The following is a 26307-nucleotide window of genomic DNA, read 5'->3' on the forward strand; positions in this document are numbered from 1 at the left end:
GGAGCTTCCGAACCGTGCCGTACACCCTGCCAGCCTTGCCCTATGCCTTCGACGCGCTCGAACCCCACATCGACGCGCAGACGATGGAGATCCACCACGGCAAGCACCACCAGACCTACGTGAACAACCTGAATGCGGCGTTGAAAGACACGCCGCATGCGGACACGCCGGTCGAAGCCCTCATCGCCGGTGTCGAGGAACTGCCCGAGGCGCTGCGCGCCCCCGTACGCAACAACGGCGGCGGCCACGCCAACCACAGCCTGTTCTGGACCGTCATGGCCCCGGTGGGCGAGGGTGGCGGCGGGGCGCCTTCGGGCGCGCTCGCGCAGGCCATCGACGCCGACCTGGGCGGCTTCGACGCCTTCAAGGACGCCTTCACCAAGGCCGCGCTCACGCGCTTCGGCAGCGGCTGGGCCTGGCTGGTCGTCGGTGCCGACGGCAAGCTGACCGTGGAAAGCAGCGGCAACCAGGACAGCCCGCTGATGCGCGGCACCGGCTCGGGCAAGACCCCGATCCTGGGCCTGGACGTGTGGGAGCACGCCTACTACCTGAAGTACCAGAACCGCCGCCCCGAGTACATCGCGGCCTTCTACAACGTGGTGAACTGGGCCGAGGTGGCCCGACGCCATGCCGCCGCGACCGGCGGCCGATGAGCCGAAGAGGAGCCCGCCCATGAACGACACGCAGCTGCAGGGCACGGTGGCCGCAGCGCCGCCGCCCAGGTCGCCGCGCTCGGTGCGCGAATGGATCGGCTTTGCCATCGTCGCGGCCGGCGTGCTGGCGCTGGCGTCGCAGTTCTGGTCCTTCGTGCGCGCCGACCCGCTGGTGTGGCACGCGCTGCGCGGCGGCTCGGTGGCGGCGCTGGCGACCGCGCTGGGCACGCTGCCGGTGCTGTTCTCGCAGAAGCTGCCGGACCGGCTGCAGGACACGCTGTTCGGCTTCGGCGCCGGCGTGATGCTCGCGGCCTGCGCCTTCTCGTTGATCATTCCCGGGCTGGATGCCGCCAAGTCGATCGGCGTCTTCGGCGGCGGCGACTGGGCGGCCGGCGGCGTGATCGGCGCGGCCATCCTGCTGGGCGGCCTGGTGCTCATGACCATGGACCGCGTGCTGCCGCACGAGCATTTCATCAAGGGTCGCGAAGGACAGAGCGGGCGGCAGCTGCGCCGCACCTGGCTCTTCGTGTTCGCGATCGCGCTGCACAACGTGCCCGAGGGCCTGGCCATCGGTGTCGGCTACGCGGCCAACAACGGCGTGCGCGCCGATGCGCTCGCCACCGGCATCGCGATCCAGGATGTGCCCGAGGGGCTGGTGGTGGCCGTGGCGCTGCTGGCGGCGGGCTACAGCCGCCTGTTCGCGGTGCTGATCGGCATGGCCTCAGGGCTGGTCGAGCCGCTGGGTGCCGTGCTCGGCGCTGCGGTGGTGGGGCATTCGGCGATGCTGCTGCCCTGGGGGCTGGGCTTCGCGGCGGGTGCAATGCTGTTCGTGATCAGCCACGAGATCATTCCCGAATCGCACCGCAAGGGGCACGAGGCCTATGCGACCAGCGGGCTGATGATCGGCTTCGTGCTGATGATGCTGCTGGACACCGCGCTGGGCTGACGCCCGGAGCGCGGCGTCGTCAGCCTCAGCCGTGCTTGACGGCGATGGTCTTCAGGGTCGTGAAGCCGTACAGTGCCTCGAAACCCTTTTCGCGCCCGTAGCCCGACGACTTCACGCCACCGAACGGCAGTTCCACGCCGCCGCCCGCGCCGTAGTTGTTGATGAACACCTGGCCGCTCTTCACGCGCCGGGCCATGCGGAATTGGCGCGCGCCGTCGGCCGTCCAGACGCCGGCCACGAGGCCGAACTGGGTGGCGTTGGCCAGGGCCACGGCTTCGTCCTCGTCGGCGAACTGCATCGCGGCGAGCACAGGGCCGAACACTTCTTCCTGCGCCAGGCGATGGCCCACGGGCACGTCGCGCAGCAGGGTCGGGGCCTGGTAGAAGCCGGTCTCGGGCGCTTCCTCGACCACCACGCCCTGCGCCACCATCGGGATGCCGGCGTGCTGCGCGTCGCTCAGGAAGTCCCACACGCGCTGTTGCTGCGTCTGGCGGATCAGCGGGCCGACGTCGAGGTCCATCGCGGCGGGGCCGACGCGCAGGGCTTCGAAGGCGTGGCCCAGGCGCTCGAGCAGGGGCTCGTAGATGTCGCGCTGGATCAGCACGCGCGAACCCGCCGAGCAGGTCTGGCCGGCGTTCTGCACGATGGCGTTGATCACCACGGGAATCACCGCGTCCAGGTCGGCGTCGGCGAACACGATCTGCGGGCTCTTGCCGCCCAGTTCGAGCGTGACCGGGCAGTGCCGCTCGGCCGCCACCTGCTGGATCAGCGTGCCGATCTTCGGGCTGCCCGTGAAGCTGATGTGGTCGATGCCTTCGTGCCGCGCGAGCGCGTCGCCGACCTCGTGGCCGTAGCCCGTCACGATGTTGAGCGCGCCGGCCGGAAAGCCCACCTCGGCCGCCAGTTGCGCCACGCGGATCAGCGACAGGCAGGCGTCTTCGGCGGGCTTCACCACGCACACGTTGCCCGCCGCCAGGGCGCCGCCCACGCTGCGCCCGAAGATCTGCATCGGGTAGTTCCACGGAATGATGTGGCCCGTGACGCCGTGCGGCTCGCGCCAGGTGAAGACGCTGTAGCCGTCCTGGTAGGGAATGGTCTCGCCGTGCAGCTTGTCGCAGGCGCCGGCGTAGAACTCGAAGTAGCGCACCAGCGCCACGGCGTCGGCGCGGGCCTGCTTCACGGGCTTGCCGCAGTCGCGCTGCTCGATGAGCGCGAGCTCGTCGACGTGCTCGGCGATCTTCTGCGAGAGCTTGAAGAGCAGGCGGCCGCGGTCGGCCGCACTGACCTTGTGCCACACGCCCTCGAAGCAGTCGCGCGCGGCGCGCACGGCGGCGTCGATGTCGGCAGCGTTGCTGCGCTGGATCTCGTCGAAGGGCTGGCCGTCCGACGGGTCGATGACGGGGAGGGTGCGGCCGGAGGCGGAGGGAACGTCCGCGTTGGCGATGTAGTTGAGCTGCATGGGGCGAGATTTTGCGCGAAGCCCGCCCCGCGCGTGGCGCCCCGGCCGGCCCGCCTTACTTCGCCGCGGTGGCTTTGGGCAGCGCGCGCACGGCGTTCAGCATGCGCTCGACGTGCTTGTCGGGGTTGAGGTTCTGGTAGTAGTAGGCGACCTTGCCGTCGGTCGCGATCACGTAGGACAGGCGGTTGGCGAAGTCGGGCCGGGTCTGCATCAGCGCGTCGAAGCCCTGGATCACGGTCTTGCCCTGGTCGGAGGCCACCGGAAAGCGGCTCTGGCAGGACTTGACCGAGAACTTGGAGAGCGTGTCGATGTCGTCGGCCGACACGCCGATCACCGAGGCGCCCAGCGCGGCGAACTGGTCGACCGCCTCGGCGAAGGCGTGGGCCTCGATGGAGCAGTCGTTGGAGTCGGCCGCCGGAAAGAAGTACAGCACCACCGGCCCCTTGGCCAGCGCCTCGGCCAGCGAGTAGCGGAAGGTCTTGCCGCCGAGCGCGGCCGTGGCCGTGAACTTGGGCACCGGGTCGCCGATGTCGAGTGCGGCGTGGGCATGGGGTACCCCGGCGGCGAGGGCCGCGGCCCACAAAGCGGTGCGCAAAAGGAGCGATCGGGCCATGATGTAACTCCGAAGCGAAGTGAATCGAATTCTAGGACGACGCTTCGCCAAATGGGCCCCGTTGAAACCGCCGCGGGAGGACTGGCGTACATCAGGGCAGTGGCATCCACAACGACAAGAGGAACCCGACCATGAACGCCTGGGCCCGATCTCTTCTGCGCACGGCGCTGGCCGGCGTGCTGCTGGCATTGCTCGGCGCGTGCGGCTCGCTGCCGCCGGCGCGCGAACGCCCGGCCGAACACGCCGCCGCGGCCGATCCGGGCACCGCGCTCGCGAAGATCGTCGCGGCCTCCACGCCGCCCGGCGAGCATTCGGGCTTCCGGCTGATGCCGCTGGGCGTGTACTCGCTCGACGCGCGCCTGCAGCTTGCGCAGCGCGCCGAGCGCTCGCTGGTGGTGCAGTACTACCAGCTCGAGAACGACGCCACCGGCCGGCTGCTGCTGCGCACGCTGCGCGAGGCGGCGGCGCGCGGCGTGAAGGTGCGGGTGCTGGTGGACGACCTGTACACGGTGAAGAGCCAGCAGCTGTTGCTGGCGCTGTCCGAGACGCCCAATGTGTCGGTGCGCCTGTTCAACCCGTTCTGCTGCGCGCGCGACGGGTTCCTGTCGCGCTTCGTGGTGTCGATCTTCGACATCCACCGGCTCAACCACCGCATGCACAACAAGCTCTTCATTGCCGACGGCGCGATGGCGGTGGTGGGCGGGCGCAACATCGCCGACGAGTATTTCGTGCTGAGCGAGGCGCAGAACTTCATCGACATGGACGCGCTGGTGGTCGGCAAGGTGGTGCCGCAGCTCGAGAGCATCTTCGACGCCTACTGGAACAGCGACCAGATCTGGCCCATTGCCGAGATCGTGCGCAAAGAGGCCGGCGCCGCCACCTTCGATGCCGAGATCGGCATGTCGGGCCCGCCGCCGAAGGTCGTGCTGCCGCCTTCCGACATCCTCGGTTACGGCCCCATCGCCGAAGAGCTCGACGGCGGCCGCATGGGCCTGCTGTGGGGCGAGGCCCGCGCCATCGCCGACCCGCCCTCCAAGCCCACGACGTTGACGGCCGAAGATGCCATTGCCACCAGCGTGACGATGAAGGTCTGGGCGCTGCTGCTCGACGCCAAGACCGAGGTCGACCTGACCTCGCCCTACCTCGTGCCGGGCGAGCGCGGCATGGCGGCCTTCGAGGACCTGGCCAAGCGCAAGGTCAAGCTCACGCTGCTGACCAATTCGCTGGCCGCCAACGACGAGCCGCTGGTGCACACCGGCTATGCGCGCTACCGCGAGCGCCTGCTGAAAGGCGGCGCCGACCTGTACGAGCTGAGTCCGCAGCGCACCACCGCGAGCATGCGCTTCGGCAGCTTCGGCAACTCGCTGGGCCGGCTGCACGCCAAGACCGCCGCCATCGACAAGACGCGCATCTTCATCGGCTCGATGAACCTCGATCCGCGCTCGGCCAGCCAGAACACCGAGATGGGCGTGGTGGTCGACAACCCGCAGCTGGCGCGCGAGATGCTGCGCATCATCCATGTGAGCAAGCTGCAGAACTCGTACCGGCTGCGCCTGTCGAAGGAGGGCGGCACGCTCGAATGGCTCACGAACGACGGCGAGAAAGAGGTGATCCTCACTTCGGAACCCGAGTCGGGTTTCTTCCAGCGCCTGTACAACACCCTGATCTCCCCGCTGGTGCCCGAGATGCTGTTGTAGCCTCGGGGGATGGCGCAGACCTTCACTTCTCTTTCGGCCCCGCAGGTCATGCTGTGGGGCCTGCTGTTCTTCGGGGGCATCTACCTGGGGTTCGGCGCGCTCACCTGGCTGCTCACGAAGCGGGTGCTGCCGGCGCTGGGCATCGGGCGCGCGCTCGACCCGCGACCGCTGCAGCCCGGCCAGCTGCGACGCGAGCTCACGCAGTCGGGCATCTCGGTGCTGATCTTCGGGCTGGGCATGGTGTTTCCGTGGGGGCTGCTGCAGCTGGGCTGGGCGCGGCTGGAGCCCGACGCGGGCTGGCGCCGCATCGGCATCGAGATCCTCGTGCTCGCGGTGTGGAACGACGTGCATTTCTGGCTCAACCACCGGCTGCTGCACACGCGCTGGCTGCGGCGTTTTCATGGGCCGCACCATCGCTCGTTCGTGACCACGCCGTGGGCCACCTACAGCTTTCACCCGATCGAGGCGCTGATGCTCGGCAACGTGATCCTGCTGCCGATGGTGTTGCACGATTTCAGCTTCTGGTCGCTGGCGTCGGTACCGGTGTTCAGCCTGTTCTTCAACTGCGTCGGGCATTCGAACTACGACTTCGTGCCCGGCGTGTCGTACAGCCACTGGTTCGCCGCGAGCCGCCGGCACCACCTGCACCATGCCGTGCACAACGGCAACTACGGCTTCCAGTTCACCTTCATGGATCGGTTGTTCCGCACGCGCATCGCGGCCGACGCGGCCGAGCCGCTGTTCCAGGCGTTTCGAAAGAAGCATGGCGCCACGACGGCCTGACGCGCGCCATCGGCTGCCGCGGCTGCGCCACTGGCGCGACTGGCAAAGCCTCGCGTACCTCGTCGCCTTGCCCGCGCTGGCGGCGTGGCAGTGGGTGCACGGCTTCCAGGTGGTGCTGTATGCGCTGATGCTGTTCCTCACGCTCGGCATCGGCGTGATCCACCACAACCACGTGCACCTGCGCATGTGGTGCGGTCGGCGCATGAACCGGTTCACCGACTTCTGGATCACGCTGCTGCAAGGCCACCCGACCTTCGTCTTCTGGCCCGCGCATGTGGCCAACCACCATCGCCATCGTCATGGACCGAAGGACGTGGCGCGCACCTACCGCTTCGGCGGCGACACCAACCACCTGTGGGGCTACCTGCTGCATCCGTTCCAGGCCGTGTGGGTGCTGATGCCGCTGTTTTTCGGCTGGCTCGCGCGGCTGCACCAGCATCACCGCGGTGCCTGGCGCTACTGCATGGCGCAGTACGCGCTGTGGCTGGTCAGCTGGACCGTGCTGCTGGCGATCGACTGGCGCAAGGCGTTGCTCTTCGTGATCGTGCCGCAGCTGCACGGCCTGCACTGGCTGCTGGCCACCAACTACCTGCAGCACGCGCATGCCGACGGCCGCAAGACGCCGCGCAAGGGGGCTCCCGGCGATACCCGCGGTAGCCAGCTGAACTACGCGCGCAATTTCGAGGGGCTGGTGAACCCCTTGCTGTTCAACATCGGCCTGCACACCGCACACCACGAGAACCCGCATGCCCATTGGTCCGAGCTCACGCACCTGCATCACACGCGCTACCGCGCGCAGGTGGCACCCGCGCTCAACGAGGGCGGGCTGGTGCCGTACATGGTGCGCGTCTTCGTGCTGGGGACCGTGTGGCCGCGTTTTCGCAGCCGCTCGCTGATGCCTCCCGATTCACCCATCTCCTGAACCCATGCCCGTTTCATTCCAACGCGTGTACCTCGAAAGCGCCGGCTACTTCATGCCCGGCGAGCCTGTTCCCAACGACCGCATGGACGCGTACATCGCGCCGCTCAACCGCATGTCGGAGCGCATCAAGCGCCGCATCCTGGCCGAGAACGGCATCCTCACGCGGCACTACGCGATCGACGAAGAAGGCGTGACGCGCCACACCAACGCGCAGCTGGCGGCGGGCGCGATCCGCGACTGCCTGCAGCGTGGCGGGGCCGAGCTGTCGCGCGTGTCGCTGCTGGCCAGCGGCTCCTCGGGCGGCGACACGCTGATGCCCGGCTTCGCCAACATGATCCAGGGCGAGCTGGCGGCGCAGCCGATGGAAACGCATTCGGTGCACGGCATCTGCGCGGCCGGCGTGTCGGCGATCCAGACGGCGGCGCAGGGCATCGAGCTGGGCGCGCACCGTTCGGCTCTGGCGGTGGCGAGCGAAATGCCGTCGCGCCTGTTCAAGCGTTCGCGCTTTGCCGCGCGCGGCTACGAGACCGACTTCGACTCGCACTTCCTGCGCTGGATGCTGTCCGATGGCGCAGGCGCGCTGCTGCTGTCCGACGGCACGCCCGCGCTGGCCGGCAAGCCGGGGCTGCGCCTGAAGCTGAAGTGGGTGCACCAGCGCGCCTTCTCGGGCGACTATCCGGTGTGCATGCAGCTGGGCCTGACCGAAGACCGCGCGCGCGGACACCTCGATTTCGGCTCGTGGGCCGAGGCCGAGGCGGCCGGCGCGCTGTCGCTGCGCCAGGACATCCGGCTCTTGCCGCACCTGTTCGACATCGGCATCCACGAGTACGCGGGGCTGGTGCGCGACGGCTGGGTCGATCCGAAGCGGGTCGACCATTTCCTGTGCCACTACTCGTCCGAAAAATTCATCCCGGTGGTCGAAGACCTGATGGCCAAGGCCGACCTGGCGATTCCGCGCGAGCGCTGGTGGAGCAACCTGGCGTGGCGCGGCAACACCGGCGCGGCGTCGATCCTCGTGATGCTGGCCGAGTTCCTGCACACCAAGACACTGAAGCCGGGCGAGCAGATCTTCTGCTACGTGCCGGAGTCGGGGCGCTTCATGGCGGCGTACATGCTGCTCGAGGTCGAGGCCGTCGATGCGGCGCCTGTCGTGATCGCGCCCCGCGCGGCGGCGGTGGCGCCCGACGACGACCTCGTCATCGCGCCCCCGCACGACCCGGCCGCCGCGCCCGAGGGCCTGGGCGCCTTGCTGACCGAGCTGGCCGCCATCTGGCACGACTACCGCTCGCGCGTGTGGCGCACGCCGCTGATCCGCCAGATCCGCGAGCGCCGTTTCGCCGTGCCCGACTACCTGAACTGGATGGAACAGTGGGTGCCGCAGGTGCGCGAAGGCAGCCTGTGGATGCGCGAAGGCGCTGCCTCGCTGAGCGAGCCGTACCGCATGCTGTCGTCGCTGATCGACGTGCACGCGGGTGAGGAGCAGAACGACTTCAACATCCTCTTCAGCGACTACCGCAAGGCCGGCGGCACGGTCGAATCGGTCGACGAACTGCGCCGCAACCCCGGCGGCGAGGCGCTCAACGCCTACCTGCACGGCCTGGCCGCCACGCGCGACCCGATCGGCCTCCTGGGCGCGATCTACATCATCGAAGGCACGGGTCAGCGCATCGTGCCGGCGCTGCTGCCGCTGCTCAAGGCCAGCCTGAAGCTGCCGCCCGACGCGTTCCGTTTCCTCGAGTACCACGGCCACAACGACGAGCACCACCTGAATCGCTGGCTCGCCGCGGTCGAGATGGTGATGGCCGTGGAAGGGCAGGCCCGCGCCGCCCGCCAGATTGCCGACACCGCGCGCCATACGGCGGCGCTGTACCTGATGCAGTTCCAGCACATCACCGAACGAATGCCCCATGGATCGAACCCCTGAATTCCTGAAGCAGGCGCACGACGAGCGCGACCCCAGCCCCTGGCTGGCGCTGTACCTCGACCAGAGCACGCCGCTGCCCGACGACGTGAAGGCCGCGTGGCTGGCCGATTCGAGCTCGGCCTCGCGCCAGTACCTGCTGCCGTTCCTGCGGCCGATCGCACGGCTGACGATCATCCTGATCCAGATCGTGAAGGTGTTCGTGCCCCGCAACTGGTCGCATTCGGTGCTGCTGCACCGCTTCCTGGCGTGGGGGCTCAAGCGCTTCGTGTCGCCCGAGGCGAACTGGCTGATCCTGCGGCACTTTCACCTGGGCTCGCAGGTGCTGGCCTTCATCGGGCGCAACTCGCCCGCGCCCGTGGGCACGTCGCCGCTGGAGCCGGCCGACATCGACGCGCTGAAGGACGAGATGTTCCTGAAGCACGACCTGAACTTGTTCAACTTCGTGATCCGGCTGAACACGGCGTTGCGCGACAAGGGGCTGGCGCTGTGCAAGGCCGAGCAGGTCGATTTCTCGATGATCCAGCCGCCGGCATTGCGGCTGGAAGACATGCCCCAGGGCAAGCTCAATTTTCTCGACCTGCAAAGCGCCATCGAGCTGTTCACGCCGCTGTACCAGCTGATGCTGACCGACAACGATTTCTGGCGCGCCGCCAACTCCTTGCAACTGGACGAAACCATCGGCATCTACGCGGCGACGATCCTGAACGCGCCGGAGCACCTGATCCTGGTCAACAACAAGCATCCGTTGGTGCCGCTGTCGACTTTGCGGGCCGGGCACCGGCTGGTGATCCACGGCCTGTCGACCGAAATGCTTCACAGCCTGCTCCAGCGCATGCGCGCGGCGCAGGAAGCCATGTCGGCAGAGACACTTCCGCGCGACCCGCCCCTTGCATAGGGGTATGCTGTCCCCACATGCAAACCATGAACACGACCCGAAATCCGTCTCCCAAGACCGATCTGGCAGTGACCCACGTGCTGGCTCAACTGCTGGAGAGGCTTGAGCACAGCGCCGTGCCGGTTGGTGCCGAGCAGTACCGCTCGGTGGTCGAGCACCTGGTGCATGAATTCGAAGACGTCGAGCCCGGTGCCGAATTGGGGCAGTTGCTCGATGCCTATCCGGCCGCCTCCGAGGTCTACGAAAATATGAATTACCAGCACGCCGGCCTTTGCCGCTCGGCGCTGGACGTTTCCCTGGCCGCCGAAGGCGCAGCCAGGGAAGCCATTGCCCGCGCCATGCGCGGTGACGAATCGAACAAGGACAAGATGCATGGCCAAGGGTGAAGTGAAAACGGCAGTGGTGGCGGACGGGCTGCGCTACAAATCGAAGGCGCCGGGCTCTCCGTTCCGCGCCTCGGCGTCGTTCAGCGGGGCCACGATGTCCTGCTTCATGTGCGGCAAGCACCGCGTGCGTTCGCAGCTGCGCACGCGTCAGGTGCTGGGCAAGTCGCAGACCGTCTGCGCGCCTTCGTGCAAGGCGCTCGACGAGGCCCTCGAGGCCGAAGCATCGTCGAGCTGAGCGCCTAGCACGGCGCCGCGTCGCGTTGGCGACATGGCCTCATCGGCATGTCGTCGATTGCCTTCCATCCCGGTCGCAATCGATATACAGTTGGACACAAATGATGCAAGTAATTGCATTTAATCTAAAGTTCTAATTTGTAGCCGATGACCACTCAAATCCAGCAAGAAGGCGATCGGTGCCCCGCAGCGGGCGTGGATTTTTCTCTGCGTGGAGGGCCTGAGCTGTGAACAAGCCACGTCACGTCGTCATGCAGGTCGTCAAGCGCTCGTCCGGCAGCGCCACGCACCATGTCGAATTCCTCATGGACGACAACTTCGCCGAGCGCCTGCGCCAATTGCGCTCGCTGGTGCCGCCGCTGGGTGCCCTCAACAAGCAACGCGACCTCGTGATCGACAAGGTGCGCGTGCGCCTGCCCAACGCCATCTGGCGCTCGGGCAACGAGATCGCCATCGACGGCGGGGTGGACGGCTCCTGCATCGTGATCGCGGCCGAGGGCTCGTTCAACTGCGGCGGCAAGGACCGCCGCACGCGCGAAAAGCTCGTGACCTACAACTTCTCGATCGCACGCCTGATCGAGCTGCACGGCGAACGCCCCGAAGGCGAAACGCTCTACATCCGCGACGGCGTGTTCGCCAACGACGAACCGGCCGAATCACCGGCCGGCCGCTGGGTGGCCTCCATGCACGAACTCGAAGTGGTGATGCGCGTGCCCGATGCGCCGTCCGATTTCGACACGCTGCACGACCTCACGTTGCGCGCCGACGGGCAGCCGACGCAGGCGGGCGCGTTGAGCCCGCACCGCGCCAGCATCTACTGACGAACTCAGGCCGACGTGGCTGCAGGCGCGCCCACGGGCGTGAACTGCGCGCCGTTGTCGGCCAGCCAGCGCGCCGAGAGGCTGCTGTCCTGCTGGTCGGGGTGGAAGTCGCTGCGCAGGTACTGGCGCCAGCCCGCGAGATTGCCCCGCAGCAGGCCGCCGCGACCCAGCAGGATGCGCGCGGCGCTCTTCCAGGTGGCCCATTTCCACAATTGCTTTTCATGCCGCAGGTTGTCGACCGTCTGGCGCATCAGGTCGCCGAGGAACATCACCGTCACGCGGCGGAACCAGCGCGTGCGCCATTCGTCGGAGCCGCCCGCGGCCTTGTAGATGTCGAAGGCCACGCTCTTGTGCTCCAGCTCTTCGGCGCTGTGCCACAGCCACATCGTGCGCAGCCGGGGCTCGGCGCCGTCGAGGATCTCGGGGCGGGCCAGCAGCCACTCGGCGAACATGGCAGTGAAGTGCTCGGTGGCCGCCGTCACGGCCAGCGCGTGGCGCGGATCGGCGCCGTCCATCAGTTCCATGCGCTGGCTGGCGCGCGCGGTCCAGCGATCGACCAAGCCTTGTTGCTCGAGATGCGCGTTGAACAGCGAATGGATGCGCCGGTGCGTCGCCTCCTGGCCGATGAAGCCGCGCACGTCGGCGCGGTGGCGTTCCTGCACCTCGGGCGGCAGCGTGGCCATGGCGTCGCGCACGGCGTCGATGAAGAACTGCTCGCCGAAGGGGAAGCTCATCGACAGGGCGTTGAAGAAAGCGGTCGAGAAGGCATCGCCGCCGCACCAGTCGCGCGAGAAGGGCGGTTGCAGGTCGATCAGCAGGCGGCGGACTACGAGTTCGGTCATGGGGTGGCAATTCCTGGGTTCGTGGGTAAAAGTTGGTACAACTCCGTACCGCGTGCCGCCATGGTGCAATTGTGAACTGGTACTGTCAAGTACCAAGGCGTAGGAAAATGAATCGCACATGACTGCCACCATCGACAAAACCGCCACGCCCGATGCCGCCGAAGGCGCGCCCAGCGAGCACTACGCGCGGCTGCTCCAGGGCATGGCGCATGCCGTGGCGGCCAAGGGCTACGCCGACACCACCATCGCCGACATCGTGCGCGAGGCCGCCGTGTCGCGGCGCACGTTCTACGAGCACTTCAGCACCAAGACCGAGTGCCTGATCGCGCTGTACGAAACGGCCAGCCGGCTCGGCCTGCAGGCCGTGAGCGAGGCCTTCGACCCGGCCCAGCCCTGGCACACGCAGGTGGAGCAGGCGATGACCGCCTACATGGACTACCTCGCCCAAGACCCGGTGCTGCTGCGCACGCTGTTCGTCGAGATCCTCGGGCTGGGCCTGCCGGGCCTGGCGGCGCGGCGGCGCGTGAACGGCGAGATCGCCAACTTCATCCAGGTGGCGATCAACAGCAGCGATTCAGGCGAGGTGCCCGCGGCGCACATGAGCAGCCAGATGGCGATGACGGTGGTGGGCGGCATCAACGAACTGGTGCTGCAGGCCATCGAGCAGGACCGCGTGGGCGACCTGCGCGAGCTGGTGGCGCCGGCCACGCGGCTGGTGCGCGCGGTCGCGGCCGACAGTCGACGCTAGGCCTGTTCGGCCTTGCGGGGCGTGGCCGCAGCCCACAGCACGAGCAGCCCCGCCACCACCATCGCCGCCAGTGCCCCGAGGTACGGCAGCACGTCGTGCAGCGGTGCGCCCATCTGGTTGAGCCGCAACGAAGCCTGGATGCCCGCCGTGCTCGGGAACAGCCAGCGCAGCGCCTGCAGCGGCGCGGGCAGGGCCTCGACGGGCCATGAGAAGCCCGAGAGAAAAGCCATCGGCAGCGCAGTGAAGAGCAGCACCTGCAGTGCGCGCTCGCGGTCGCGGAACCAGCAGCCCAGCAGCAGTCCGAGCACGCAGATCGCCGGCACGTAGAACATCAGCAGCACCAGCGCTCCGAACGGATTGCCGCCGCGCGGGTAGTCCTGCAGGAAGAACACCCAGCCGAAATAGAACAGGCCGCTCAGCACGCCGAAGCCCGACAGCGCGCCCAGCCGCCCCAGCCACGCGCCCATGCCGGCGCGCAGCCGGCCGGCTTCGGCCCAGGTGCCGGCCAGCATCGCGGCGTCCATCAGCAGCGTCTGCTGCAGGATCAGCAGCGCCACCGCCGGCACCACGTAGCTGCCGTAGCCCTCGGTCGGGTTGAACAGCGCCACCAGCTGCGTGTTGAGCGGGCTGCGGCTGCGCGCGGCCTGGACCGCGCTTTGGCCGCCGGCCTGCAGCTTGCGGATCTCGACGCCGGCCGACACCGTGCCCACCGCCTCGGAGAAGCCGTACAGCACCGCCTTGTTCAGCAGCGCGTAGGCGCCGTTGCCCTCGATGCTCACCACCGCCGGCGTGCCGCGCAGCACGTTGCGCTTGAGGTCCTGCGGCAGCAGGGCGTAGCCCTCGATCTCGCCGCGCCACAGCGCCTGCTGCGCCTCGTGCACGTCGGACGTGACCATGCGCACATCGAGCCGCGGGCTGGCCATGGCGAAGCGCGCGATCTGCCGCGACAGCCCGCTGTGGTCCTGGTCGACCACCGCCACCGGCACCCGCGTGACGGCCTGCGTGCCGTAGGGCCATGGGTAGAAGAAGCCGTAGATGATGGGTGCGAGCAGCATGATCAGCAGCACGCCCTTGTCGCGCAGCACGCCGAATGCGGTGTCGCGCCAGGCGTCGGCGAAGCCTGGGATGCGCGCACTCATCAGCGGCCTCCCCACGTCTCGGGCGCCGCGGCGGCGCGCACCAGCAGCGTGGCCGACACGGCCAGCAGCACCGCGGTGCCCACCACCATCCACAGCGGCGTGGCGGCCGAGTAGGCCAGGGGTGCGCCCATCTGCAGCTGCTCCATCTGCACGCGGATGTAGTGCGTGTAGGGCAGCAGGCCGGCCCACAGCTGCGCGAGCACCGGCATGGCGACCAGCGGAAAGCCCACGCCGCCGAACGCGAAGGCCGGCGCGGTGATGAAACCGGTGGCCGACAGCGCCGTGCGCAGCGAGCGTGTGAGGCTGGCCGCGAAGGCGCCGAGCGCGATCGACAGCGCCAGGAACACCATCAGCGCGAACAGCGTACATCCCACCGAGCCGACCGGGTGCCAGCCGCGGCCGGCCGTGATCCACAGCATGGCGGCCAGGCCCACCGCCGACAGGCTCGCGAACGGCAACACCAGCTTGCCCGTGAGCGCGGCCAGTGCCTCGGGCCAGCGCGGCGCCGCGCCGAGCCAGCCGCCCAGGCTGCGGTCGCGCAGCTCGCGGCCCACGGCCCAGGCGCCGGCCGTCATCGCGAGGATGTGCAGCAGCGCCGGAATGAGCGCGGCGCCGAGAAACTGCTCGTAGTCGGTCGAGGTGTTGAACAGCGCCACCATGCTGGCCTTGACCGGGTCCATGCTCACGCGCGCGGCCTTCATCGACTCGCCGCGCTTGTTGCGCACCGCGAGCTCGACGCCGGCCGACACCGTGGCGATGGCGGTGCGCACGTCGCGCTGGATCAGGCTCGAATGCGTGCCCAGCTGCGCGTTGTGCAGCAGCACGACCTGCCCGACGCGGCCCTGCTTGACGTCGCGGCTCAGCTCGCGCGGCAGCTGCACCGCCGCATCGACGGCGCCGCTGGTGAGCGCGCGCTGCATCTCGCCTTCGTCGGCGTACTGCTGCGCCACGCGCAGGCCCGGCGTGGCGTCCAGGAAGCGCACCAGCTGGCGCGAGAGGGCGGAGTGGTCCTGGTCGAGCACGCCGATCGGCAGGCGCTCGGGCAGGCCGGCCGAGAAGATCCACCAGATCAGGAACACCGCGAGCAGCGGCACCCACGAGATCATGGCCAGGTCCCACGGGCGCGTGCGCAGCAGCGCGAATTCGCGCCGGGCGCTGGCGGTGGAAAAGCCGCGCAGGCTCATGGCGGGTGCGGCCTCAGTCGACCAGAACGCTCATGCCGGGGCGCGTGCCTTCGATCGGCTTGAGCGGCCGGGCGCGGACCTCGAAGGTGCGCACGTCGAAGCCGGCACCGCCGCGCGTGGCGCGCCAGGTGGCGAAGTCGGGCAGCACGCCGCTGTAGTAGACCTTGAAGCGGGCCGTGCGCCGGTCCTCGGGCAGGGCGGGCAGGCGGGCGTCGAATTCCTTGTCGAGCGCGAAGCGGGCCAGCCGGTCTTCGCGCACGTTGAGCACCACCCACTGGTCGTTCAGGTCGACCACCGTGACCACGGCCACGCCCTGCGGCGAGAGTTCGCCGACCTTGGCGAGCACCTTGGCCACTTCGCCGGCGACCGGGCTGCGCAGCTCGGTCTCGGCCTTGGCGGCTTCCACCTCGGCGACCACGCCGGCCACCTGCCGTGCCTGCGCGCTGGCGGCGGCCTTGTCTTCGGGACGGGCGCCGGTGCGCGCCATGTCGTACTGCGCCTTGGCGGCCACGGCGGCGTCGCGCGAGGCCTTCCAGTTGGCCTCGGCCTCGTCGCGCTTCTGGTCGGCCACGAGGCCGTCGCGCGCCAGGCCGTCGACACGGCGGAACGAGGTCTGCGCGAGCTGCGCGGCGGTCTCGGCGCGCTGCCACTGCATGCGCGCCATTTCGATCTCCTGCGGGCGGGCGCCGTTCTGCGCCTTGTCGGCCACGGCCTGCGCGGCCTGTTCGGCGGCGGTGGCCTGCGCCAGCTTGGCGCGCACCTCGGGGCTGTCCATGCGCACCAGCAGGGCGCCAGCCTGGATGCGGTCGCCTTCCTTCACGGCCACTTCGGCGATGCGGGCCGTGACCTTGCCGGCCACGTCGGTCTCGCGCGCCTCCATCTGGCCCTGGAACACCTCGGGCGCCGGCTGCGCGGCGCGCCAGAAGCCCCAGACGAGCAGCACCAGCACGAGCAGTGCGGCGGCGATGGCGATCAGTCGGCGGGTCTTGGCACTCATCATGGTCAGTTCACCTTCACGTCGGCGCGCGCGATGTAGTCGGAAAAAGTCTCGGACAGGCCCGCGCTCTCGAGCAGCTGCGCGAGCGCCTGCACGTAGTCGTTGGCGGCCTGCGCGCGTTCGGTCAGCACCTTGGCCTGGTTGGTCTCGGCATCGATCAGGTCGAGCGTGGTGCTGGTTCCTTCGCGCAGCCCGGCGGTGCGCAGCTTGACCACCTCTTGCGCGAGCTCGACCGAGACCTTCATCTCGAGGTACTGGCGGCGCGCGTTGTCCAGCGCGCGCCAGTTGCGTTCGACCAGCAGCGAGATGTCGCTGCGCGCCTGCAGGTCGGTGCGCTCGGCCTGTTCGACCTGCTTGTGCGAGGCGGCCGACAGCGCGTTGCGGTCGACCGAGTCGTACAGCGTCCAGCGCACGCCGAGGCCGGCCACCCAGTCGGCGTTGCCGCTCTTGATTTCGCGCGTACCGAAGGCAATCACCTGCGGCCGGCGCAAGGCTTCTTCGCCTTCGTGCAGCTGCTCGGCCTGTGCCTTCTTGGCTGCGACCTTGCCCAGGCCCGGATGCCGCGTGAGCGCCGCATCGATGAAGTGGCCGAGCGGTTCGATCGGCGCGCTGATGAGAAACAGCGGCGTCTGCGGCGTGACGCTGCCCTCGGCGCGCACCGTGCGCGCCAGGGCCACGCCCGCCAGCGCGGCGTCGTTCTCGGCCTTGCGGGCGTTGCGGCGCGCTTCTTCGTACGCGGCGCTGGCTTGCAGCCGCTCGACGCGGGAAATGACGCCGGCCGCGAGCATCTTCTGCGCGGCCGCGTCGTGTTGTGCGATGGTGCGCTCGGCCTGCAGGCGCAGCGTGGCGGCGCGCTGCGCGAGCTGGGCGCCGAAGTAGCGCTGCACCAGCAGCGTATCGACCTCGTGGCCGGCCTGTTCGGCATCGGCCTGGGCTTCGCGCGCCTGCGCCGAGACGAAGCCGCGCACCGCGTCGGTCGCGCCGCCCAGGTAGAGCGGCCACACGGCCGACACCGAGGCGTTGGCGCCGGTGTCGTGGCGATTCAGCGTGTAGCTGTTGGGCAGCTGCGGAATCGGCACGCGCGAGACGAAGCTCTGGATCGACGGCGGCAGCGACGAGCCGATCTGGCCGAGCTTCTGGTTGAGCGGGTCGAGGTCGAGGTTCAGGTTCGCGTTGTACGCATAGGCCAGCCCCGAGATGCTGACCACCGGCCCGCCCAGGCGCTTGACGCCTTCGCTCTGCAGTTCCTTGGCCTCGACGGCCATGCGCGCGGCGGCCAGCTTGTCGGAGCGCTCGACCATGCGCTGGCGCGCGGCATCGAAGCTCAGTGCCAGCGTGGAGGTGGTGTCGCCGCGGGCCTGCTGCTGCGCGAAAGCCGCGCCGCCGAGGAAGGCCGGCAACAGCAGCAGGGACGGAAGAAGGGCGAGGCGAGGTCGTGTCATCGGCATCAGGCGGTCTTGTGCAGCAGGGCGTCGAGCTCCTGCTGCAGGATCACGGGAAAGGCGGCCTGCACCGCCCCGGTGGCCAGCGGCCGTGCTTTCTCGAGCAGCTGCGCGGCGCGGCCGGCATCGAGGGTGTCGCCGGAAAGCAGGCTGTCGGCCAGCGTGCGCAGCCAGCGCCGCGCCACGGTGCGCAGCGTGCGGACCATGGTTTCCTGCATGCCGATCACCGCTTCGAGCGGCAGGCCCAGCGCGGCCAGTTGCTCGGCGACCTGACCGAGCGCCGGGCTCAGCACCTGCACCTGGCCGTCGGGCAGTTCGCGCATGAGGCCGGCGCGGGTGGCGCGGCCGAGCAGGGCGGGTGTCATCTGGCCCTGCCACTTGGTGGCCAGCGCCTGGGCCGACACCACCACGGGCGTTTCTTCGGCGAACAGGCTGCCCGACACCGAGCGGGCCACGGCCAGCAGGTCGGGCCAGGTGGAGGCCGGCGCGCGCGTGAAGATGCGGCGGATCGCCTCGATGCCGAAGCCCTGTTCACGCAGTTCGCGGATCAGCGCCAGGCGTTGGACGTGGTCGGCGCCGTACAGGCCGAGCCGGCCCTGCAGCCGCGGCGGCGGCAGCAGGCCGCCCGTGGTGTAGGCGCGAATGTTGCGCACCGTGACACCCGTGCGCGCCGCCAGGGCCTCGATGGAGAGGTCCTGCGGGGCCGTGGAATCGGGTGTGGCGGTGGATGCGTTCATGTGACAGTTTCAATGTTACATCGAAAATGTTGCATAAAACCAGCCCGGATCGCGCGATCCGGGCGGGGCATCCTCAGCCCGGCTTGCGCTGCGCCGGGTCGTAGAAGAACTGTTCTTCGGCGATGCGCTCGCCGTCCCAGCGCTGCCAGGCGATCTCTTCCATGCGCATGCGCCCGCCGCCTTTGAACGTGAACTCGAAGATCCAGTGAATGCCGACGTGGTCGCCGTTCACCAGCACTGGCCGCACGCAGGTCGATGCTACCGACTCGGTGCGTGCGAGCACGGCGCTTTCCTGCGCGACCAGCGTGCTGCGCCCGCGCCGCGGCTCGGCCTGGTTCTCGCGCATGGTGGCGTCTTCGGTGTAGAAATCTTCGATGACCTGGGCATGCGCGCCGCCTTCGACGGCGGCAATGAAGGCTTCGAGCCGGGCGGGCGTGGGCATGTCAGGACTTCACTTTCACTTCGACGCGGCGCGCTTCCGAGGCCGGCCCGACGGCCTGCGACTGCTCGGGCTTGGCGAGTTCGATCTTGTCTTCGGGCGCGCCCGCCGCCTTGATGGCGTCGCGCACGGCCATGGCGCGCTGCTTGGCCAGCTCGGCGTTCTTGGCCGCGTCGCCGCTGGCGTCGTGGTAGCCGCTCACCAGCACGGTGCTGCCGCTCTGCACGGCCTTGATGACATCGGACAGCGCCTCCTTGGCATTGGGTGCGACCTCGGCGCTGGCGCTCGCGAAGTAGAACTTGACGATGCCGTTCTCGACCTTCACGGCGGCGGCTTCGGTGGCCCCGACGGCCGCCGAGGCGAGGGTGGCGGCCGGCGTGGCCGCCGGCGCCATCGCGGCGGGAGCGGTGGCAGCAGGCGGCGTCTCGACCTTGGTCGGCACGGCCGCTGCCGCATCGCCGGCGTGGAACTTGACCACCAGCGGCACGATCAGCAGCGCCACGATGTTGATGATCTTGATCAGCGGGTTCACCGCCGGGCCGGCCGTGTCCTTGTAGGGGTCGCCCACGGTGTCGCCGGTGACGGCCGCCTTGTGCGCCTCGGAGCCCTTGCCGCCGTGGTGGCCGTCTTCGATGTACTTCTTGGCGTTGTCCCAGGCGCCGCCGCCCGTGCACATGCTGATGGCGACGAACAGGCCGGTGACGATGGTGCCCATCAGCAGGCCGCCCAGCGCCTTCGGTCCCAGTACCAGGCCGACCAGGATCGGCACCACCACCGGCAGCAGCGACGGGATCATCATTTCCTTGATGGCCGCGCCGGTCAGCATGCCCACGGCCTTGCCGTACTCGGGCTTGCCGGTGCCTTCCATGATGCCGGGGATCTCGCGGAACTGACGGCGCACTTCCTCCACCACTGCACCGGCCGCGCGGCCTACCGCCTCCATGGCCATCGCGCCGAAGAGGTAGGGGATCAGGCCGCCGATGAACAGGCCGACGATCACCATCGGGTCGCTCAGGTTGAAGCTGATGTTCAGCCCGAAGCTCTCCAGCTTGTGGGTGTAGTCGGCAAAGAGCACCAGCGAGGCCAGGCCAGCCGAGCCGATGGCGTAGCCCTTGGTCACGGCCTTGGTGGTGTTGCCCACCGCGTCCAGCGGGTCGGTGATGTCGCGCACGCTGGCGGGCAGCTCGCTCATCTCGGCGATGCCGCCGGCGTTGTCGGTGATGGGACCGTAGGCGTCCAGCGCCACCACGATGCCGGCCATGCTCAGCATCGACGTCGCGGCCACCGCGATGCCGTACAGGCCCGCGAGGGCGTAGGAGGCCAGGATCGCGATGCACACGAAGATCACCGGCCAGGCCGTCGAACGCATCGACACGCCCAGGCCCGCGATGATGTTGGTGCCGTGGCCGGTGGTCGAGGCCTGCGCGATGTGCTGCACGGGCTTGTACTGCGTGCCGGTGTAGTACTCGGTGACCCACACCAGCGCGGCCGTGAGCGCCAGGCCCACGAAGCAGGCGCCGAACAGCTTCAGCTGGCTGCCGCTGGCGGCAATGGCGTTGTCCGGAATGATCCAGCTCGTGACGAACCAGAACGCGATCAGCGACAGGATGCCCGCCACCGCCAGGCCCTTGTAGAGCGCCGGCATCACGTTGACCATGCCCGGCGAGGCCTTCACGAAGAAGCAGCCGATGATCGACGCGATGATCGACACGCCGCCCAGCGCCAGCGGGTACAGCACCGCGTCTAGTGGTGCCGCCGTGACCATCAGCGCGCCCAGCACCATGGTGGCGATGAGCGTCACCGCGTAGGTCTCGAACAGGTCGGCCGCCATGCCGGCGCAGTCGCCGACGTTGTCGCCCACGTTGTCTGCGATCACCGCCGGGTTGCGCGGGTCGTCTTCCGGAATGCCCGCCTCGACCTTGCCCACCAGATCGGCGCCGACGTCAGCGCCCTTGGTGAAGATGCCGCCGCCCAGGCGCGCGAAGATCGAGATCAGCGAGGAGCCGAAGGCAAAGCCGATCAGCGGATTGAGGATGGCCGCCAGGCTGTGGTCCGCCTTCGGCGCACTGCCGGCCAGGAACCAGTAGAAGCCCGTCACGCCCAAGAGGCCCAGGCCCACCACCAGCATGCCGGTGATGGCGCCGCCGCGAAACGCCACGTCGAGCGCCGGGCCGATGCCCTTGGTCGCGGCTTGCGCGGTGCGCACGTTGGCGCGCACCGACACGTTCATGCCGATGAAGCCGCAGGCGCCCGAGAGCACCGCGCCGACCACGAAGCCGGCGGCCGTGGTCAGGTCGAGGAAGAGGGCGATGAGCACCGCGAGCACCACGCCCACCACCGCGATGGTGGTGTACTGCTTGGCGAGGTAGGCCGAGGCGCCGGCCTGGATGGCCGCGGCGATTTCCTGCATCCGGGCGTTGCCCGGGTCCTTGGCGAGAATCCAACTTCGGGCCCAGAAACCGTAGCCTACGGCCACCAGGCCGCAGACGATGGCAAGAATCAGGGGGGTGTTGCCGCTCATGCTTTGCTTCTCCATTCGTTCGTTGTGACTTGTGGAGACGGACAGCCTGGGCCCTGCGCGCAACGCGTACGGGACCATGTTCTCCGCCGCGTTGCTTCCTCGAAGCTCGCTGCACCGAAGGTGCGGAGCCGATTGGCCAACGCTTGCAATTTACAGGCAAAAACACACACGCGTACGACCGGCCCGTGACACGGAAAGTAAACTCCGGGTTTGTCCCCATCCGTCTCATACTTTTCAACTACTCGAAAAACGTCATGTCCTTCGACAAAGTCTCCCCCGGCAAGAACGTCCCCGACGCCTTCAATGTCGTGATCGAAATCCCGATGAACGCCGACCCGATCAAGTACGAAGTCGACAAGGAATCGGGCGCGATCTTCGTGGACCGCTTCATGACGACGGCCATGTACTACCCCGCCAACTACGGCTACGTGCCGCAGACCCTGTCGGGCGACGGCGACCCGGTCGACGTGCTGGTGATCGCCCCGTACCCGCTGCTGCCGGGCGTGGTCGTGCCCTGCCGCCCCCTGGGCATCCTGATGATGGAAGACGAAGCCGGCGTCGACGGCAAGGTGCTGGCCGTGCCCACCGACAAGGTGCTGCCGATCTACAGCCACTGGAAGTCGGTCGACGACGTGAACCCGATGCGCCTGAAGGCCATCAGCCACTTCTTCGAGCACTACAAGGACCTGGAAGCCGGCAAGTGGGTCAAGGTGCTGGGCTGGGAAGGCATCGACGCCGCCAAGAAGGAAGTTCTCGACGGCATCGCCGCGTACAAGAAGTAATTTCTTTCGCTTGAAAGAAACGGCCTGGAGGCTCCGGGCCGTCAGCCCCGGACCGCATCCCCGGCCAGCCGCATCCATTCGCGGTTGACGCCTCGCGCATGCGCGTTCCAGTGGCGCGCTGCCTGCTGCAGCTCGTTCCAATGGCGCTGCGCACCGGCTGTGTCGCCTTGCTGCGCCAGCCACGCGATGTAGCGGGCACGCGTTTCCACCGTGTTGTAGGTGCTCAGCGCCGCCTCGAAGGCTTCGCGCGCTTCCGACGTGCGGCCCTCGGCGGCCAGCGCGCGGGCGTTCAGCACGGCGACCTCGTCCTTGCGGTAGTCGTCGCGCGTGGCGCGCAGGCTCTGCAGCGCCTGCGAGGCGTCGCGGGCCGAGGCCGGGCTGCCTTCGGCGATCAGCGCACTGGCCAGGCCGAACTGCAGCTCGGGGTCGGAAGCGAAGGGGCCTTTCAGCGCGTCGCGGTAGTGCCCGACGGCATCGGCCGCCTGGCCGCGGTCCAGCGCCGCCTTGGCCAGGCGCAGCTTGTTCTGCGCCGTGGGCGCCAGGTCGTAAGCCTCGGCGGCGGCGCGGTACTCGCGCTCGGGGTCGATGAAGCCGATGGCCGCGTTCGCCACCTTGCCCGCGGTGCGCTGCATGCGCGAGGCCGGCAGGTACTCGACCACGAAGTACACGATGCTGCCGAGCAGCGGAAAGCTGAAGAGGATGATGAGCCAGTACATCTGCTTGCCGTGGCGCATGGCATGCACGGCGAAGTACAGCGCGATGAGGATGTGCAGTCCCAGTCCGACGAATGGCATCGGTGCTCCCTGTGTGTTGTGTGTGGTTGTTTGAGTGCCGGGCGGCTTTATAGCAGCCCCCGGCGCTCCCGCGCCGCTCAGGTCGCCTTGAACGGGCTGCGTTCGCCGAGGTGGTCCATGTAGTTCTCGATGCCCGCACCTTCGCGCTCGAGGAAGCGCTCGACGGCATCGGCGAACGACGGGTGCGCGAGCCAGTGGGCGCTGGTGGTGCGCACCGGCATCAGCGCGCGGGCCATCTTGTGCTCGCCCTGCGCGCCGCCTTCGAAGCGCACCGCGCCGTGCGCGATGCACCAGGCGATGGGCTGGTAGTAGCAGGCCTCGAAGTGCAGGCAGTCGACGCGCTCCAGCGCGCCCCAGTAGCGGCCGTAGGCCACCAGCGGCTGGGCCTCGTCGGTAGAGAGTGCGATCAGGCTGGTCGCGACGGGGCGCCCGTCGCGCTCCGCCACGAACAGCAGCCACGCCTCGGGCAGCGTGTCGGCCATGCGCTGGAAGAAATCGCGCGTGAGGTAGGGCGGGTTGCCGTGCTCGCGGTAGGTGCGTTCGTAGCAGCGGTAGAAGAAATCCCAGTCGGCGGCGGCGATGTCGGTGCCGCGCGACCAGCGGAAGCTGACGCCGGCCTCGGCGACCTTGCGGCGCTCCTGACGGATCTTCTTGCGCTTGTCGTGCGAGAGGCTTGCCAGGAAGGCGTCGAAGTCGGTGTAGCCGGGCTGCGTGTTCGTCCAGTGAAACTGCACCGTATGGCGCCGCATGAGCCCGGCTTCGGTGCACGCGGCGATGTCGGCGTCGGCGCCGAACAGCAGATGCAAAGACGAAAGTTCCTGTTCCTTGCAGACCGCCACCAGCGCCTGCACCAGCAGCGTGCGGCTTGGCGCGTCGCGTGCCAGCAGCCGGGCGCCCGGCACGGGCGTGAAGGGCGCCGCCACCACGGCCTTCGGGTAGTAGGCGAGCCCGTGCTGCTCGTAGGCGTTGGCCCAGGCCCAGTCGAACACGTACTCGCCGTAGGAATGGTCCTTGAGGTAGAGCGCGCAGGCGGCTTCGAGCACGTCGCCGCGCCACAGCGTGACGAACTGCGGCGTCCATCCGCGCTCGGGCGAGGCGCTGCCGCTGTCGTGCATCGCGGCGAGGTACTCGTGGCTCATGAAGGGCGAGGGCTCGGGCTGCGCGGCGAGCAGGGCGTTCCAGGCTTGCGGGTCGATGTCCGACGGCGACGCCAGAACCCGAATGACATAATCGTTCAAGCCTTTTTCTTCCTTCTGTATGACGCTCAAGCTCGCCATCGCGCAACTCAATTTTGTGGTGGGCGACCTCGTCGGCAATACGCAGAAGATCGTCGGCGCCGCACGCGAGGCCTACGCGCAAGGCGCGCGCCTTCTGCTGACACCCGAACTCTCGATTGCCGGCTATGCAGCGGAGGACCTGTTCCTCCGTCCCGCCTTCACCGAAGCCTGTGATGATGCCGTGAAAGGCATCGCCGCCGCGCTGGCTGACCTCAAAGACATGGTCGTGGTGGTGGGGCATCCCAGCGGCGGCAGCCTGCGCAGCCGGTCTGTGGCCGTGCAGCTGCGTCACAACGCGGCCAGCGTCATCAAGGAAGGCCGCATCCTCGAGACCTACGCCAAGCGCGAGCTGCCGAACTACCAGGTGTTCGACGAGCGCCGCTACTTCACGCCGGGGCAGGGCACCTGCGTGTTCGAGGCGGGCGGCGTGTCGGTCGGCCTGCTGATCTGCGAAGACGCCTGGTTCGACGCGCCGGCCGAGCTGGCGCGCGCCGGCGGCGCCGAGGTGCTGGCGGTGATCAACGCCTCGCCGTACCACGTCGGCAAGGAAGGCGAGCGCGTGGCGCGCATGGCCGACCGCGCACGCGCCGTGGGCCTGCCGCTGGTCTACGCGCACCTGGTGGGCGGGCAGGACGAGGTGGTGTTCGACGGCGCCTCCTTCGCGCTGCAGGCCGATGGCACGCTGGCCGCGCAAGCCGAGAGCTTTCGCGAGCGGCTGGTCTTCATGGAGCTCGCGCGCGGGGCGCAGGGCGGCGTCGCCGTCGTGGCCGACCCGTCGGCCATCGCCGCGCCGCGCGACGCCGAGGCGCAGCTGTGGGACGCGCTGGTGCTCGGCGTGCGCGACTACATCGGCAAGAACGGTTTTCCGGGCGCGATCCTGGGGCTGTCGGGCGGCATCGACTCGGCGCTGGTGCTCGCGATCGCGGTCGACGCGCTGGGCAAGGACAAGGTCCGCGCGGTGATGATGCCGTCGCCCTACACGGCCGACATCAGCTGGATCGACGCGCGCGACATGGCCGGCCGGCTGGGCGTGCGCTACGACGAGATTTCGATCCGGCACACCTTCGAGTCCTTCAAGGCCGCGCTGGCCGGGGAGTTCGCGGGCCGGCCGGAAGACACGGCCGAGGAGAACATCCAGGCCCGCATCCGCGGCACGCTGCTCATGGGGCTGTCGAACAAGTTCGGCGCCATCGTGCTGACCACCGGCAACAAGAGCGAGATGGCCACCGGCTACTGCACGCTCTACGGCGACATGGCGGGCGGCTTCGCGGTCATCAAGGACCTGCTCAAGACCACGGTGTTCGCGCTGGCGCGCTGGCGCAATGCCCATGATCCGTACGGCACCGGGGCGGCGCCGATTCCCGAGCGCATCATCACGCGGCCCCCGAGTGCCGAGCTGCGCCCCGACCAGACCGACCAGGACAGCCTGCCGCCGTACGACGTGCTGGACGGCATCCTGGCACGCTACATGCAGGACGATGAAGGCATCGATGAGATCATTGCCGCGGGCTACGACCGGGCGGTGGTCGAGCGGGTTGCGCGGCTCATCAGGATCAACGAATACAAGCGGCGCCAGGCGCCCGTAGGCATCCGGGTCACCCACCGAAGCTTCGGCAAGGATTGGCGTTACCCTATCACCAGCAAGTTCAACGAAACCGCCGGAGCACAAAAACCATGAAGCAGATCACCGCCATCGTCAAACCCTTCAAGCTCGAGGACGTGCGCGAAGCCCTCGCCGAGGTGGGTGTCACCGGCCTCACGGTGACCGAGGTCAAGGGCTTCGGCCGCCAGAAGGGCCACACCGAGCTGTACCGCGGCGCCGAGTACGTGGTCGACTTCCTGCCCAAGATGAAGGTCGAAGTGGTCGTCAACGAGAGCGACGTGGAGCGCTGCATCGAGGCCATCGTGAGCTCTGCGCGCACCGGCAAGATCGGCGACGGCAAGATCTTCGTGACCGAGGTGGAGCGCATCGTGCGCATCCGCACCGGCGAAGAAAACGAAAACGCAGTTTAGGCTCGCCCCCAGGCTACGCGCACTTCGTGTCGCTTCGCCAACCCCCTGCCGGGGGCAAC

At 68.7% G+C, this 26307-nt stretch carries 26 protein-coding genes; 14 read left to right on the forward strand and 12 right to left on the reverse strand.

What is annotated here, in order from left to right; genetic code table 11:
- Window positions 1-14: 14 nt before the first annotated feature.
- Window positions 15-653: a superoxide dismutase gene (locus AC07O4_RS03895; protein ID WP_492727219.1), complete on the forward strand. Its 639-nt coding sequence runs from the start codon at window positions 15-17 to the stop codon at window positions 651-653.
- A 19-nt stretch (window positions 654-672) separates the two neighbouring features.
- Window positions 673-1599, forward strand: a complete 927-nt coding sequence (locus AC07O4_RS03900) for a ZIP family metal transporter (protein WP_495303802.1) — start codon at window positions 673-675, stop codon at window positions 1597-1599.
- 25 nt (window positions 1600-1624) lie between these two features.
- Here the strand turns inward: AC07O4_RS03900 and AC07O4_RS03905 are convergent, their stop codons facing one another.
- Both AC07O4_RS03905 and AC07O4_RS03910 read right to left on the reverse strand, forming a co-directional pair.
- The gene (locus AC07O4_RS03905) at window positions 1625-3058 is read right to left on the reverse strand and encodes an aldehyde dehydrogenase family protein (RefSeq protein WP_062473096.1); all 1434 of its coding nucleotides are present in this window, start codon (window positions 3056-3058) and stop codon (window positions 1625-1627) included.
- Between the two features lie 55 nt (window positions 3059-3113).
- Window positions 3114-3671 carry a peroxiredoxin gene (locus AC07O4_RS03910; RefSeq protein WP_307588537.1) on the reverse strand — a complete coding sequence of 186 codons (558 nt, stop codon included), beginning with the start codon at window positions 3669-3671 and terminating at the stop codon, window positions 3114-3116.
- Between the two features lie 131 nt (window positions 3672-3802).
- On the opposite strand from AC07O4_RS03910, the gene AC07O4_RS03915 reads away from it, so the two are divergent.
- The 8 genes from AC07O4_RS03915 to AC07O4_RS03950 all read left to right on the forward strand — a co-directional run bounded on the left by AC07O4_RS03915 (window position 3803) and on the right by AC07O4_RS03950 (window position 11333).
- Entirely contained in the window at window positions 3803-5368 is a 1566-nt protein-coding gene (locus AC07O4_RS03915; protein ID WP_062473093.1) for a phospholipase D family protein, read from the forward strand.
- A gap of 9 nt (window positions 5369-5377) precedes the next feature.
- Window positions 5378-6151, forward strand: a complete 774-nt coding sequence (locus tag AC07O4_RS03920) for a sterol desaturase family protein (protein ID WP_095950217.1) — start codon at window positions 5378-5380, stop codon at window positions 6149-6151.
- Entirely contained in the window at window positions 6132-7073 is a 942-nt protein-coding gene (locus AC07O4_RS03925; RefSeq protein WP_495303803.1) for a fatty acid desaturase family protein, read from the forward strand. The genes AC07O4_RS03920 and AC07O4_RS03925 overlap by 20 nt, the downstream gene beginning before the upstream one ends.
- A gap of 4 nt (window positions 7074-7077) precedes the next feature.
- Window positions 7078-8997, forward strand: a complete 1920-nt coding sequence (locus tag AC07O4_RS03930; protein ID WP_495303804.1) for an iron-containing redox enzyme family protein — start codon at window positions 7078-7080, stop codon at window positions 8995-8997.
- The gene (locus AC07O4_RS03935; protein ID WP_062473081.1) at window positions 8981-9892 is read left to right on the forward strand and encodes a DUF6999 family protein; all 912 of its coding nucleotides are present in this window, start codon (window positions 8981-8983) and stop codon (window positions 9890-9892) included. Before AC07O4_RS03930 ends, AC07O4_RS03935 begins: the two co-directional genes overlap by 17 nt.
- A gap of 26 nt (window positions 9893-9918) precedes the next feature.
- Window positions 9919-10278, forward strand: a complete 360-nt coding sequence (locus tag AC07O4_RS03940) for a hypothetical protein (protein ID WP_370680636.1) — start codon at window positions 9919-9921, stop codon at window positions 10276-10278.
- Window positions 10265-10513, forward strand: coding sequence for a hypothetical protein (locus AC07O4_RS03945; protein ID WP_056580179.1), 249 nt, complete (start codon window positions 10265-10267; stop codon window positions 10511-10513). The genes AC07O4_RS03940 and AC07O4_RS03945 overlap by 14 nt, the downstream gene beginning before the upstream one ends.
- Before the next feature lie 226 nt (window positions 10514-10739).
- Window positions 10740-11333, forward strand: a complete 594-nt coding sequence (locus AC07O4_RS03950) for a hypothetical protein (protein WP_070060930.1) — start codon at window positions 10740-10742, stop codon at window positions 11331-11333.
- 5 nt (window positions 11334-11338) lie between these two features.
- Here the strand turns inward: AC07O4_RS03950 and AC07O4_RS03955 are convergent, their stop codons facing one another.
- A complete protein-coding gene (locus tag AC07O4_RS03955) occupies window positions 11339-12175 on the reverse strand; it encodes a metal-dependent hydrolase (RefSeq protein WP_070060929.1) in 837 nt (278 codons plus the stop codon).
- Window positions 12176-12293: 118 nt separating this feature from the next.
- On the opposite strand from AC07O4_RS03955, the gene AC07O4_RS03960 reads away from it, so the two are divergent.
- A complete protein-coding gene (locus AC07O4_RS03960; protein ID WP_062473073.1) occupies window positions 12294-12923 on the forward strand; it encodes a TetR/AcrR family transcriptional regulator in 630 nt (209 codons plus the stop codon).
- On the opposite strand, the gene AC07O4_RS03965 is transcribed toward AC07O4_RS03960, so the two are convergent.
- The 7 genes from AC07O4_RS03965 to AC07O4_RS03995 form a co-directional block, all read right to left on the reverse strand.
- Entirely contained in the window at window positions 12920-14062 is a 1143-nt protein-coding gene (locus tag AC07O4_RS03965) for an ABC transporter permease (RefSeq protein ID WP_495303805.1), read from the reverse strand. The genes AC07O4_RS03960 and AC07O4_RS03965 overlap by 4 nt on opposite strands.
- Window positions 14062-15246 (reverse strand): ABC transporter permease, encoded by a 1185-nt coding sequence (locus AC07O4_RS03970; RefSeq protein WP_495303806.1) that lies wholly within the window; start codon window positions 15244-15246, stop codon window positions 14062-14064. The genes AC07O4_RS03965 and AC07O4_RS03970 overlap by 1 nt, the downstream gene beginning before the upstream one ends.
- A 13-nt stretch (window positions 15247-15259) precedes the next feature.
- Complete coding sequence (locus AC07O4_RS03975) at window positions 15260-16246, reverse strand: HlyD family secretion protein (RefSeq protein WP_495303807.1); 987 nt, start codon at window positions 16244-16246, stop codon at window positions 15260-15262.
- A 2-nt stretch (window positions 16247-16248) separates the two neighbouring features.
- Complete coding sequence (locus AC07O4_RS03980; RefSeq protein WP_235926518.1) at window positions 16249-17685, reverse strand: TolC family protein; 1437 nt, start codon at window positions 17683-17685, stop codon at window positions 16249-16251.
- A gap of 5 nt (window positions 17686-17690) precedes the next feature.
- Window positions 17691-18422 (reverse strand): MerR family transcriptional regulator, encoded by a 732-nt coding sequence (locus AC07O4_RS03985; RefSeq protein WP_159271604.1) that lies wholly within the window; start codon window positions 18420-18422, stop codon window positions 17691-17693.
- 73 nt (window positions 18423-18495) lie between these two features.
- Entirely contained in the window at window positions 18496-18864 is a 369-nt protein-coding gene (locus AC07O4_RS03990; RefSeq protein WP_062481424.1) for a nuclear transport factor 2 family protein, read from the reverse strand.
- Window position 18865: 1 nt separating this feature from the next.
- Window positions 18866-21382, reverse strand: a complete 2517-nt coding sequence (locus tag AC07O4_RS03995) for a sodium-translocating pyrophosphatase (protein ID WP_495303808.1) — start codon at window positions 21380-21382, stop codon at window positions 18866-18868.
- 254 nt (window positions 21383-21636) lie between these two features.
- On the opposite strand from AC07O4_RS03995, the gene ppa reads away from it, so the two are divergent.
- Window positions 21637-22164, forward strand: a complete 528-nt coding sequence (ppa, locus tag AC07O4_RS04000) for an inorganic diphosphatase (protein WP_007834256.1) — start codon at window positions 21637-21639, stop codon at window positions 22162-22164.
- 41 nt (window positions 22165-22205) lie between these two features.
- Here ppa and AC07O4_RS04005 read toward each other — a convergent pair whose 3' ends face one another.
- Window positions 22206-22958: a hypothetical protein gene (locus tag AC07O4_RS04005; protein ID WP_495303809.1), complete on the reverse strand. Its 753-nt coding sequence runs from the start codon at window positions 22956-22958 to the stop codon at window positions 22206-22208.
- 77 nt (window positions 22959-23035) lie between these two features.
- The gene (locus AC07O4_RS04010; protein ID WP_495303810.1) at window positions 23036-24196 is read right to left on the reverse strand and encodes a GNAT family N-acetyltransferase; all 1161 of its coding nucleotides are present in this window, start codon (window positions 24194-24196) and stop codon (window positions 23036-23038) included.
- A 19-nt stretch (window positions 24197-24215) separates the two neighbouring features.
- Between AC07O4_RS04010 and AC07O4_RS04015 the strand changes: the two genes are divergently transcribed.
- Both AC07O4_RS04015 and AC07O4_RS04020 read left to right on the forward strand, forming a co-directional pair.
- On the forward strand, window positions 24216-25913 hold the full coding sequence (locus tag AC07O4_RS04015; RefSeq protein WP_495303811.1) for an NAD+ synthase: 1698 nt from the start codon (window positions 24216-24218) through the stop codon (window positions 25911-25913).
- A complete protein-coding gene (locus AC07O4_RS04020) occupies window positions 25910-26248 on the forward strand; it encodes a P-II family nitrogen regulator (protein WP_056580191.1) in 339 nt (112 codons plus the stop codon). Before AC07O4_RS04015 ends, AC07O4_RS04020 begins: the two co-directional genes overlap by 4 nt.
- Window positions 26249-26307 lie beyond the last annotated feature (59 nt).

It is taken from the genome of Variovorax sp. GW821-FHT09D04 (assembly GCF_059416405.1).